We start from the raw sequence: 11089 nt of genomic DNA on the forward strand, positions 1-11089 counted from the left end.
ACCCGTCACCTACCCCGCCGGCCGAAGTGGAACCATCTGCGTCGTTCCGCCTTGGTTGCGTCTTCTGGCGGTTTGGTTTGCCCCCTTGGTGCAAAGACTGCGACGCTTTGGGCATAAACCATGACAGGGCTCTCCTGCTCATGGAGCTTGAAGGCGTCGTCCTCGGCGCCTGTGTCAAGCACGCGTGCCCATATCTTCAGCCCATTGACCTCGGGCAGATGCACCTCGCAGTCTCCTCCAGCGTTGAAAACCAGATAAAGATCGTCCATCTCCTCGGCGTCGGGAGAATGCGCACTTTTCGACAGATAGACCCCAAGCACTTGCAGCGCGTCGTCGTTCCAGGCGCCATCGTCCATGAAGCTGGCGTCCGGCTTGTACCAGGCAATCTCGATACGGCCGTCCTCGGTACTGTCGCCGGTCAGAAAGCGTTCCTGCCTCAGCACCGGATGGGCTTTGCGGAAGGCGACTATCTTGCGGCAGAAATCGAGGAATGGATCATCGAGACCATCCCACTTCGTCCAACCGATCTCGTTGTCCTGACAATAGGCGTTATTGTTGCCGCCCTGGCTGTTGCCGACCTCGTCCCCGGCAAGGATCATCGGCACGCCCTGGGAGAGCATCAATGTTGCCATCATGTTGCGGCGCCGGCGCGCGCGCAACCTGTTGATGTCCCTGTTATCGGTCGCGCCTTCGGCGCCCATATTGTCTGAATGATTGTCCGAATGGCCGTCTCTGTTATCCTCGCCGTTCGCTTCATTGTGCTTGTCGTTAAACGAAACCGTATCCGTCAACGTGAAGCCGTCATGCGCCGACAGCAGATTGACCGATGAAGTCGCACCGCGATCCGAGTGGTTGAACTGGACCGCCGAGCCGGTAATGCGCTGCGCGATCTCAGACACCATGCCGCCGTCGCCCTTCCAGAAGCGACGTACATCGTCGCGGAACTTGTCGTTCCATTCACGGAAAGGATAAGGGAAACCGCCGACCTGATAGCCGCCTGCACCGACATCCCAGGGCTCAGCGATCAGCTTCACGCCGGCCAGCATCGGATCCTGACGGATCGCGCTGAAGAATAGCCCTTGCCGGTCGAACTCCAGATCCTGCCGGCCGAGCGTGCTTGCAAGATCGAAGCGGAAGCCGTCGATATGCATGACGCCGACCCAATAGCGCAGGCTGTCCAGTACCATGCGCATGACCATGGGATTGGCAACGTTCAGGGTGTTGCCGGTGCCGGTCGTATCGAATGTATGGCGCGGATCATCGGGCGAGAGGATATAATAGCTTGCATTGTCGAGGCCACGGAAAGACATCGTCGGCCCCTTCTCGCTACCCTCAGCCGTGTGGTTGTAGACGACGTCCATGATGACTTCGATACCGGCAGCATGGAACTTCCGCACCATGGTCTTGATTTCGGTGATCTTGTCGCCCGACAGGTACCGTGCCTGCGGTGCGAAAAAGCCGAGCGTCTGATAACCCCAATAATTCGTCAGCTTCTTCTCCTCGAGATAGCGGTCGTTGGGGAAGAACTGGATCGGCAGCAGCTCGATCGCGGAAATGCCGAGCTTGACGAGATGATCGATGATCGGATCGCTGCACATGCCGAGAAAAGTGCCACGCAGCCTGTCCGGCACTTGGGGATGCAACATCGTCAGTCCACGAACGTGCGCCTCATAGATAATCGTCTCCGGCCATGGCCGGCGTATTGCCTCTTCACCCGCCCAGTCGAAATCCGGATCCTGAACGACACTTTTGACCATATAAGGCGCACTGTCGCGCTCATCGAAGGAAAGGTCATCCTTCCCGATCGTATAGCCATAGAGGGCATCGTTCCATTTGAGATCGCCAAGGACCTGCTTGGCATAGGGATCGAGCAGCAGCTTGTTCGGGTTGAAGCGGTGGCCGTTCTTCGGATCGTAAGGGCCATGGGCGCGATACCCGTAGACCGTACCCGGCCCGACGCCGGCAATATAGCCCGACCAGATATCGCCTTCTCGCTTCGGCAACGGCAGCCGGGCAACTTCCCTTTTACCGTCGGTGGAAAAGAGGCAGAGCTCAATCTGTTCGGCATGGGCGGAAAAAACTGCGAAATGCGTGCCTGTGCCGATATATTCCGCCCCCAGCTCCGGTTTCAGGAAGTCGAGTTCGGAAAAGGAAAAGCTCATGACGCCCCCGCTTGATGAATGGCAAGCGGGAAACGCCAGTGGGGTGCGAAAGTTCCGTAAACTACGATCCTTCCCGCCGGTCAGGGCATTAGCTGACCGCCGTTGACCTCGATGATCTGACCGGTGATGTAGCCGGCGAGCGTCGGCGAGGCGAGGAAAAGATAGGCGCCGACGCAGTCTTCCGACGTACCGACGAAGCCCATCGGAATGGACTTGCGCTGCAATTCCATCTGCTCATCATTCGTATAGCGTTCATGGAACGGCGTCGCGATGACCCCAGGGGCAACCGCATTGACCCTAATCTTGTCGGCGACAAATTCCTTGGCGTGACCACGCGTGATCGTCGAGACGAAACCCTTCGAAGCCGCGTAGAGAATGGCGCCGTTGCCGCCGCCATTGCGCGCCGCAATCGAGGTCGTGTTGATGATGAAACCACCCTGCTTCTTCAGCCAAGGATGGGCAGCGCGCGTCGCCGCCAGCACCGAGCGGGCATTGAGGTTCATGACCTTCTCATAATGCTCATCAGTATATTCCGAGGTCGGCTTGCGGCCGAGCATGCCGCCGGCATTGTTGATGAGGCCATCGAGATGACCGAAGGTTTTGGCCGTCTCTTCGACGACCCGTTCCGTTTCGCCTTCCCGCGACACATCGCCCTGTACCAGGTGCACGGTGCCGCCGGCTGCTTTGATCTCGTCGGCGAGCTGCTCAGCCGGGAGGCGGCTTGAATTATAGTGCACGCCGACCTTGGCGCCCTGGGCGGCGAAGGCACGCGCGACGGCCGCGCCGATACCAGTAGAGGCGCCGGTAATCAGAACCGCCTTGCCGGCGAGGTCAGGAATTTTGATGGATGCAAGCAGTTGAGCAAGATCTGCCATGGCGACGATAGCCTCCCGAAAACCAAGGACATAGGTGATAAAATGATATGCACCAGTCTTAACAAGGGAAATCCCCAAAGGGCAATGTACGAAAGAGTAGGATGCGGGCGCCTGCGGCAACGGGAGCCGCCGTTGACAAATGGCCCGCTGGCCATAGTCTCAGCTTTCGGATCGCGGCGAGGGTTACCGCTGCTTGAGGGGAAGACATGCTGAAATGTACGAGACGGCTGCTTTTTCTGGGCCTGGCCCTTAGCCTTCCCGCCTTTACACCCGCAATGGCGCTGACGCTCGACACGGTAAAACAGAGCAAGACCATCCACATCGGCTATATCGCCGATGAAAAGCCCTTCTCCTTCAAGAAGGCGGATGGCAGTCCCGCCGGCTATACGATCGATCTCTGCCTCCGCATCGCCGACGAAGTCGGCCACCATGTTTCAGGCCTCAAGAAAGAATATACAGAGACGACGCTGGCAGACGGTTTCGTTGCGGTGGAGGAAGGCAAGATCGACCTGCTCTGTGGCGCGACCACGATCAATCTCACACGGCGCGAAAGGGTCGATTTTTCCCAGCCGGTGTTTTTGACCGGCGCAAGTGCGCTGCTCCGCAAAGACTCACCCGATTATCTGCAGATCCTCTTTCTCGATAAACAGCCCATCAACGCCGTCGATCTGAAATCGCCGGCCAAAAGTTCGATTGGCGTGCACGCAAGCACGACGACGGGCGCCACACTACGCGATGCGCTCGGCCCCGATGTGCCGCAGACGCACATCGTCGATTTCGCCACCCACGAGGACGGATTGAAAGCGCTGGAAGACCACAAGATCGACGCCTATTTCGCCGATCGCGCCCTCCTTATCGGCCTCGCCGACCGGGCAACTCTTCCTTCTGCACTGGAGCTCGGCAACCGGCTTTTCACGCGCGAGCCCTATGGTATCGCACTACGGCGAGACGATTCCGCTTTCCGGCTTCTCGTCGACCACACGCTGACGAGCTTTTATTCATCAGACGACTTTGCGCAGTTACTCAAGACCTATTTCGGTGCCGAAGCGCCAGTCCTGCGCAGCGAGATCATGATGCAGTCGATCCCGGAATAACCTTTCTCAGACCCTTTCGAGCCCCACGGCGATGCCTTGGCCGACACCGATACACATGGTTGGAAGTGAATAGCAGCCGCCGGTTTCGCCAATTTCCAGAGCGGTTGTGCCCGTGATGCGGGTGCCCGACATGCCGAGCGGACGGCCGAGTGCGATTGCCGCGTCGTTGGGGTTCACACCCCAATCGTCATCGGCAATGCCAAGCTAGCGCAGCGCCGCAAGAGCTTGGCTGGCAAAGGATTCGTTCAGCTCGATCATATCGAACTGTTCCTGCGTAGAGCCGAGCCGCACCATCAGCTCGCGGGAGACCGGCACCGGACCGATGCCCATGACGCGCGGCGCAACAGCACCGGCGGCGGCGCTAAGAACACGAGCGATCGGCGTCAGGCCGTATTTCCCGGCAGCCGGTTCCGAGGCGATGATGAGGGCAGCAGCTCCGTCATTGACACCCGAGGCGTTGCCGGCTGTCACGGGCAGCAGATATGCTTTACGGTCTGCGGGGTTGTGCAGCCGGTGCGTTTTTAGGGATCAACAGCCATTCGCCGGGGAGTGCAGCATGGTGCCGCCTGATGGGTTGGATGCCGTAGACAAATCGAAGCGAAAGCCGCAGAAGGAAGCGCTCAAGAAAATGTCGGACATGATTGGCATATGAGGCCGACGGCTCGGCCGTCTTCAACTATGTCTGCGGTAGACCTTAACGTCCTTTGCTTTCACGCGACGCCGGCAGTGTCGTGCTTTCCCAATGCCACTCCACATTTCCGGGTACAAATCCAAGCTTGAGGTTCCTGCGACCAATAATTCGGCGGCTTCCGGTGTTCGGCGCCAGATGATCGATATCAGTCAGAAATGCGTCAAAACTGTCGCGCCAGCGTGGATCGATGTGATGGTCGGACGCAAGCATGCGTCGATACTGTTCCCGCAGGAACTTATGCTTATGAGTTTTTGGCATGGTGCTCAGGTGGGAATGCTGGGGTGTCGGAGCAAGAGTGAGCGGGCCGTATAATTGGACTTTACGTTCGTTGTAAAGAGCCTCTTGCCGGTAAAGCAGACTAACCGTCACTTTCGTCCGGCTCGTTGCGACTGGCAGAACCTCGACGCGAAGCGACATAGGCTGCGCAGGCCAGGATCGGCGCGCCAACAGCGACCGCGAGCGGAACAGATGGCTTCGAGATAACGAGGAATATTGCGTATCCCGCCGACATCCCTATCAAGGCTAAGCTCTTGGATTTGCAGGAAATCGCGCCAAAATCGCGCCAATCGCGCAACGAGCCGCCAAATCGGCTGCTCATCAGATAGGCCTCTAGGCGCGGAGACGACCGGCTGAAGAGCCATGCGGCCAAGATCAGGAAGATCGTCGTCGGCATGAGCGGCAGAATGGCGCCGATAATTCCAAGGCCAGCCATCATCAGACCAAGGCAAAGGTAAACAGCCCGTCGGAGCGAACTGTGCGATGGACCTGGCGTAGCACTCAATTCACACACTCCTGTCGGGTCGTGGGTCCGAGAAATATCCGGGCCCTATTCGCCATCCACTCACGGAATCATCAATTTTGACGTCGACGGTCGCCCAGCCGACGCGTAAGTTCGCCGAACCACAAGACCGCCTTGCGCAAACACATTCCAAAACATCTGAGCGGAACCTATACCATGACGACCCACGATTTCGTCGCGACTGCCTTTTACAACGTCATTGGCACCATGCCTCCTGCTTTAGAAATCATGAGCGGCGATACGGTCGTAACCCGCACACTCGATGCATGGGGCTACGACGAAAATGAGGTCCAGCGCGCACACGGTCCAAATCCTATGAATGGGCCGATCTTCGTCGAAGGCGCCGAACCTGGGGATGCGCTCAAGGTCGAAATTTTAGACATGAAGCCGACGAGGGACATGGGTTTCACGCGCAGCGTACTGGCGGCAAATGTCATCGATCCCGAAGCGGTTCGCGAGCTTCCGAAACCCGAAAAGACACTTTGGGATATCGACCGGAACGCGATGACGGTGAAACTCAAGGAGCCGGTTGCCGGCATCGAAAGACTGGTCCTGCCGATATCACCTATGATCGGATGCTTCGGCGTGGCGCCGAGCCATGGTCAGGCCATTTCAACGGCGACCAGCGGCGCGTACGGTGGAAACATGGACTATCGTCTGTTCGGCCCGGGCGCAACGATCTGGTTCCCGGTCTTTGCGCCCGGCGCGCTGTTCTTTCTCGGCGATTGCCATGCGGTCCAGGGTGACGGTGAAATCGTTGGCACAGGTGTCGAAACGACGTTCGAAGTCACGGTTCGGCTGACCCTCGAAAAAGCTAAGTCAATGTCCTGGCCGAGGGCCGAAATTGCCGATGACATCATCACGATCGGGAATGCGAGGCCGCTCGATCAGGCTCTGCAGCATGCGACCACCGAAATGCTGAACGTGCTCGTGGCGGACTACGGCTTGACAAAAGTCGCGGCCAGCCATCTGCTCGGCCAGGTCGTCCGCTATGATATCGGCAATGTCTTCGACCCCGCCTATACGGTTGCCTGCCGGATCGAGAAGAAATGGCTTCCCGCCCGCTGATCGCCCTATGTGCAATAGGCCGCAGCCCTCAAGATCGCACATGACCCATGATTGGCCCTCAACAATCCGGCGAACGCAACGTCTCAACCAAATGAGGGGCCCGACATACCCATGCGTTAAAGCGATTTCGTCAGCGGCTTTGCCCGCGGCCTCAAGGTGATCGAAGCTTTCGGTGAAATGCATCGTCGCTTATCCATCACCGATGCCGCAAAGTTGATCGGCCTCGACCGCGCCACGGTGCGTCGCTCTCTGCTGACGCTCGCCGCACTCGGATACGTGGATTACGACGGCAAATTTTTCACGCTGACGCCGAAGATCCTGCGGCTCGGGCACGCCTATCTGGAGGCGACGCCGCTGCCGGTGCTCATTCAGCCGCATCGCGATGCGCTTTCGGAGAAGGCCCGCCAGAGCGCTTCGGCTTCGGTGCTCGATAACACGGACATCGCCTATATCGCCCGCGCCTCGCAGCGTCGCGTCATGTCGATCAACCTCACACCGATCATCACACCCCAAGGCTTGCCGCAACAATAGAGGTCACGAGTTCGGCGATGCCGTGTGCCGTCACTCAGGCCGGCGCGAGACACGAAAGACGCTGGCGGGCGGTATATTCAGTCGCACCCGGCCGAGCCTTTCCGCCTGTAAGCCCAGCTCCTCAAGCACATCTGCCGGCACGGAACAGGATTGGCCGTAGGTGAACTGGTAGAAGGCGCCACCACGCTCCAGCAGGCTGAATCCGCCGCCGACGATGGCGGTGATGACCTCGATAGGCATGTTGCGGAAAGGCAGGCCGCTGACGATTGCCACCTGCAATCCGAGTTCGGCCTTGCAAGCAGCGAGCTCGCGCGCATCACGCTGAAGAATGGTTACGTCAGGAAAACGCTGGCGTAGCGGAGCGATGAAGCGGGTTTCAAGCTCCACCAATGTCAGATGCCGGGCTGGCAGGCCGCGTTTGAGAAGCGCCTCGGTGAAAACCCCTGTGCCGGGGCCGAGCTCCAGCACCCTGCCCGCCAAAGGCTCGATCTCGCTGGTCATCAAACGCGCCAGCCGCCCTCCCGAGGGAACGATCGCGCCGATTTTCCTGGGCTCGGCGAGAAGCGCGCTAAAGAAGGCGGCCAGCGGCGGCTGTTGCATATGGGTCTCCAGTATCGATTATCCCATTGGTATTACCCTTTCAAATGATGCGGGCATGACGTGCCCACTCACCCATCCGAAAGATGCAGGTAGCCTAGGGCGTCGGCTCGAAGCTCATGTTGAAGCTTGCCCCGCCGGCCTCCGCATTCGACACCCATACGCGCCCGCCGTGCAACTTGACGATCTCGCGCACGAGATGAAGGCCGAGGCCGATGCCTTGACTGCGACTGTTCGCACGCTGGAACGGTTCGAAGATCCGCTCCCGGTCCTCCGGCGCGATGCCTGGGCCTTCGTCGCTGACGGAAATCTGCGCAGGCCTCTCTACGGCGATGGTAATCGTGCCGCTTCTGCCGCCATGCTGAATGGCATTTTGCACCAGATTGGCAATTGCCCGTTCCAGCGCCGTCTCGTCGCCAAGGATGCGCTCAGGCATCGAACGCAGTTCGAAATTCGCCTGATAGCCGGCGGCAATGATCAGTGGTGCAAGTTCCGCGGCCTGCCGTCTGGCCACCGTCGCAAGGTCGATGGAGCAATCCGGGACCGGCTCCTGATTAAGCCGTTGCAGGTCGAGCAATTGCTGGGCGAGCGTCGAAAGCCGGGCGACGTCTTCCAGCAGCCGATTGGTCGCATCCGTTGGCGGCATGGTTTCCAGGCGATTCTGCAGGATGGCGATCGGGGTGCGCAGCTCATGAGCGGCGGCCAGCATGAAGCGTCGCTGCTTGTTGTGATCATCGTCGAGGCGCTGCAATGTCTCGTTCATGGCGATCACCAGCGGCGCCACTTCCTCCGGGACGTTTTCGAGCGGCAGGCGGTAGCCGCGTGTCGTCCCGTCGATGCCTTGTGCTGCCTGCGCCACCTCGCTCAATCCACGATGGATGCCGCGCGCAACGAAGGGTGTGACCGCCAATGTAATCAGGCCCGTCAGCAGAATGACCGGCAGCACGATACCGGAAGCGATTGCCATGAAGACGACGAGAAGCTTTCCGGCAGAAAGGCTGCCCTGGCGTCCGACTATGACGAGTAGGTCACCGTGATCGGTCTTGACCTTCTGCAGGCGCGCAGCAATTGTCGCCGGATTGTCCTCATCGCCGTTGAAACGCGCCTCGGCGATATCCGTGCCTGAGCTCGCAATGGCGAAATATTGCGGCGGCACATTGCCCTCAGTCAGCGTATGCCCCTGCTCGTCGCGCGCCAGGAACCAGAAATCGGCCGCCTTTTCACGCTGGTAATCGAGCTGATCTCTACTGGTGATACGCATCGAGCCATCGGGATTCCAGGAAATCGATTCCGTCACGGCGTCGATTGCATGCTCATCGGGAGCAAAAATCCCGCTCATGCCCGAGATCCAGAAGACGAAGGCAAAGGCGATGGCAATCAACACCAGGGTCGCTGCCTGCAACGCCACCAGCCGCCGGATCAGCCGCCATTTCAGCGAATAGAACTTCATCTTTTTCATGGCCGGGCCTGCCGGATCAGGTAACCCACACCACGAATCGTATGGATTTCGACACCGGCGCCCGCCGCTTCGAGCTTGCGGCGCACACGCGAGACATGCGCATCGAGCGCATTGGACTGGATCTCGTCGTCTATCCCGTAAACCGCTTCTTCGAGGCTGGAGCGCTCGACAGTCCGGCCAGCGCGGCGCATCAGCGCTTCAAGCACCAGCAATTCACGCCGCGGCAATTCGAGCGGAACCTCACCGACACGGGCCTCGCGGTTGCGCAGGTCGAAATGCAGCTGGCCTAGGCACAGGCTCTCGATCTCGATATTTCCCGGGCGGCGCAGGATGGCTCTCAAGCGCGCCATCAACTCCTCGACAGCAAAGGGCTTGGCAAGATAATCGTCCGCGCCGAGATCGAGTCCCTCGATGCGATCCTTCAGGTCGCCGCGCGCCGTCAGCATGATCACGGGGACGGCGGTCTGGATACGGCGTGCCTCGACGATCAGCTCCAGCCCATCGCCATCCGGCAGGCTTCGATCAAGCAGCAGGGCATCATAGGTGTTCAGCCGCACGGCTTCTTCGGCCGCCTCGATGGTGGAAACATGGTCCGTGATGATATTGTTGTTGCGTAGCGCCGCCACTAACACGGCAGCCATTTCCGGTTCATCTTCCGCCAGCAAGACGCGCATTCGATCGTCCAACTTCAAAAGCCGCTCTCTGCACAGGCAAGATTGCGTCAGCATGACGAGAAAGGCCAGAGCCGGTCGCGCGTTTCAGTCGCCGAAAGACAGGTTCAGTGCTTCCGTCCGCGCTTCGAGGGCGCGGATGACAGCCGCCATGTCCTCGCGCCCGAAACCGAGGCTTTCGGTTTCGGAATAAAGGTGATGGCAGGCATCGAGCAGCGGCGACGCAATGCCCGCCTGCCGCGCCGCTTCCGCCACCAGCCTGTTGTTCTTCAACACATCAGATATAGCCGCCTGCACAGAGAAATCTCGCTCGACAAGCTTGCCGCTCTTGATCCGCGATATGCCGCTTGCCATCTGGCCGGCATCGACGACTGCCTTGAAAAGCCCCATATCCAGCCCCTGGCGGCCGGCAAAGTGTGCTGCTTCCGCAAGTCCCGTGACCGTGGTGATCAGGAAGATATTGACGGCAAGCTTCATTAGAAGTGCATTCGGCACGGCGCCGCAGATGACCGTCTCGCGGCACATCGGCCTCAGGAGCAAGCGGACCTCTTCGACGGCATCCTCCTCCCCGGCAAGCATGGCCACCAACTGTCCCTCCTCCGCCGGCCGGCGTGAACCCGAAACGGGCGCCTCGACATAACGGCCGCCGGCAGCGCGGACATCTGCCTCGAGCCCTCGTGAATATTCCGGCGCCGTGGTGCCCATTTGGATAACCAAATGGCCGGCCATCCTTTCGGCAAAGGCCGGGGTGCCTCGCCCGAGGAGCGTGTCGATGACCGCTTCTGTCGCGACCATCAGGATCACGCTCCGCGCCTTGCCAAACACCTCATCGACATCGCCGGCCGCCTCGGCGCCCGAGGCCCGCAGTTTCTCCACGCTTTCGGGCGAACGGTTCCAGACCACAAGGTCGGTGCCCGCGCGCACGAGATTGAGCGCCATCGGCGTGCCCATCACCCCAAGACCGATAAAGCCTGCCTTCATTGTCGCCGCCTCGTGAACTCCGCAAGGTGGTCAGTCTACGACTAAACGAGGGGACTGTCTTGAACCTTAGGCTCCAGACTCAATCAAGTCCACCAAATGACGATGGCGGCGATGTAGCAAGTTGCGGCGAAGTTGAGCATGAGCTTGTCATATCGTGTTGC

Annotated in this window: 10 protein-coding genes and 3 pseudogenes; 3 read left to right on the forward strand and 10 right to left on the reverse strand. The window is 59.6% G+C overall.

Going from position 1 to position 11089, the window contains the following annotated elements:
• Positions 1-5: 5 nt before the first annotated feature.
• Both glgX and FHX15_RS30035 read right to left on the reverse strand, forming a co-directional pair.
• Positions 6-2162, reverse strand: coding sequence for a glycogen debranching protein GlgX (gene glgX / locus FHX15_RS30030; RefSeq protein ID WP_184401982.1), 2157 nt, complete (start codon positions 2160-2162; stop codon positions 6-8).
• Positions 2163-2242: 80 nt separating this feature from the next.
• Complete coding sequence (locus tag FHX15_RS30035; RefSeq protein ID WP_184401983.1) at positions 2243-3037, reverse strand: SDR family NAD(P)-dependent oxidoreductase; 795 nt, start codon at positions 3035-3037, stop codon at positions 2243-2245.
• A gap of 206 nt (positions 3038-3243) precedes the next feature.
• On the opposite strand from FHX15_RS30035, the gene FHX15_RS30040 reads away from it, so the two are divergent.
• Positions 3244-4131: an amino acid ABC transporter substrate-binding protein gene (locus FHX15_RS30040; protein ID WP_184401984.1), complete on the forward strand. Its 888-nt coding sequence runs from the start codon at positions 3244-3246 to the stop codon at positions 4129-4131.
• Between the two features lie 6 nt (positions 4132-4137).
• On the opposite strand, the pseudogene FHX15_RS30045 reads toward FHX15_RS30040, so the two are convergent.
• The 3 genes and pseudogenes from FHX15_RS30045 to FHX15_RS30055 all read right to left on the reverse strand — a co-directional run.
• Positions 4138-4602: pseudogene (locus tag FHX15_RS30045) on the reverse strand (3-oxoadipyl-CoA thiolase); the annotation flags it as partial.
• Between the two features lie 223 nt (positions 4603-4825).
• Positions 4826-5239 (reverse strand): hypothetical protein, encoded by a 414-nt coding sequence (locus FHX15_RS30050; RefSeq protein ID WP_184401991.1) that lies wholly within the window; start codon positions 5237-5239, stop codon positions 4826-4828.
• Positions 5181-5537, reverse strand: coding sequence for a YbaN family protein (locus FHX15_RS30055; protein WP_312861951.1), 357 nt, complete (start codon positions 5535-5537; stop codon positions 5181-5183). The genes FHX15_RS30050 and FHX15_RS30055 overlap by 59 nt, the downstream gene beginning before the upstream one ends.
• A gap of 240 nt (positions 5538-5777) precedes the next feature.
• Between FHX15_RS30055 and FHX15_RS30060 the strand changes: the two genes are divergently transcribed.
• Positions 5778-6689 carry an acetamidase/formamidase family protein gene (locus FHX15_RS30060; RefSeq protein ID WP_184401986.1) on the forward strand — a complete coding sequence of 304 codons (912 nt, stop codon included), beginning with the start codon at positions 5778-5780 and terminating at the stop codon, positions 6687-6689.
• Between the two features lie 120 nt (positions 6690-6809).
• A pseudogene (locus FHX15_RS30065) lies at positions 6810-7187 on the forward strand (helix-turn-helix domain-containing protein); the annotation flags it as partial.
• A gap of 63 nt (positions 7188-7250) precedes the next feature.
• On the opposite strand, the gene FHX15_RS30070 reads toward FHX15_RS30065, so the two are convergent.
• The 5 genes and pseudogenes from FHX15_RS30070 to FHX15_RS31920 form a co-directional block, all read right to left on the reverse strand.
• Positions 7251-7820, reverse strand: a complete 570-nt coding sequence (locus tag FHX15_RS30070) for a class I SAM-dependent methyltransferase (protein WP_184401987.1) — start codon at positions 7818-7820, stop codon at positions 7251-7253.
• Positions 7821-7914: 94 nt separating this feature from the next.
• On the reverse strand, positions 7915-9276 hold the full coding sequence (locus FHX15_RS30075) for a HAMP domain-containing sensor histidine kinase (RefSeq protein ID WP_184401988.1): 1362 nt from the start codon (positions 9274-9276) through the stop codon (positions 7915-7917).
• A complete protein-coding gene (locus FHX15_RS30080) occupies positions 9273-9950 on the reverse strand; it encodes a response regulator transcription factor (RefSeq protein ID WP_184401989.1) in 678 nt (225 codons plus the stop codon). Before FHX15_RS30080 ends, FHX15_RS30075 begins: the two co-directional genes overlap by 4 nt.
• Positions 9951-10034: 84 nt before the next feature.
• Complete coding sequence (locus tag FHX15_RS31915) at positions 10035-10472, reverse strand: NAD-binding protein (RefSeq protein WP_409527053.1); 438 nt, start codon at positions 10470-10472, stop codon at positions 10035-10037.
• Positions 10467-10931: pseudogene (locus FHX15_RS31920) on the reverse strand (NAD(P)-dependent oxidoreductase); the annotation flags it as partial. The pseudogene FHX15_RS31920 and the gene FHX15_RS31915, both read right to left, overlap by 6 nt.
• Between the last annotated feature and the right edge of the window lie 158 nt (positions 10932-11089).

The organism is Rhizobium sp. BK650 (assembly GCF_014195325.1).
Taxonomy (GTDB): Bacteria; Pseudomonadota; Alphaproteobacteria; order Rhizobiales; family Rhizobiaceae; genus Rhizobium.

Coding starts and splice junctions, on each gene's coding strand:
- glgX (WP_184401982.1), bottom strand. CDS start 2,162: ATGAGCTTTTCCTTTTCCGAACTCGACTTCCTGAAACCGGAGCTGGGG.
- FHX15_RS30035 (WP_184401983.1), bottom strand. CDS start 3,037: ATGGCAGATCTTGCTCAACTGCTTGCATCCATCAAAATTCCTGACCTC.
- FHX15_RS30040 (WP_184401984.1), top strand. CDS start 3,244: ATGCTGAAATGTACGAGACGGCTGCTTTTTCTGGGCCTGGCCCTTAGC.
- FHX15_RS30050 (WP_184401991.1), bottom strand. CDS start 5,239: ATGTCGCTTCGCGTCGAGGTTCTGCCAGTCGCAACGAGCCGGACGAAA.
- FHX15_RS30055 (WP_312861951.1), bottom strand. CDS start 5,537: ATGATGGCTGGCCTTGGAATTATCGGCGCCATTCTGCCGCTCATGCCG.
- FHX15_RS30060 (WP_184401986.1), top strand. CDS start 5,778: ATGACGACCCACGATTTCGTCGCGACTGCCTTTTACAACGTCATTGGC.
- FHX15_RS30070 (WP_184401987.1), bottom strand. CDS start 7,820: ATGCAACAGCCGCCGCTGGCCGCCTTCTTTAGCGCGCTTCTCGCCGAG.
- FHX15_RS30075 (WP_184401988.1), bottom strand. CDS start 9,276: ATGAAAAAGATGAAGTTCTATTCGCTGAAATGGCGGCTGATCCGGCGG.
- FHX15_RS30080 (WP_184401989.1), bottom strand. CDS start 9,950: ATGCGCGTCTTGCTGGCGGAAGATGAACCGGAAATGGCTGCCGTGTTA.
- FHX15_RS31915 (WP_409527053.1), bottom strand. CDS start 10,472: ATGTGCCGCGAGACGGTCATCTGCGGCGCCGTGCCGAATGCACTTCTA.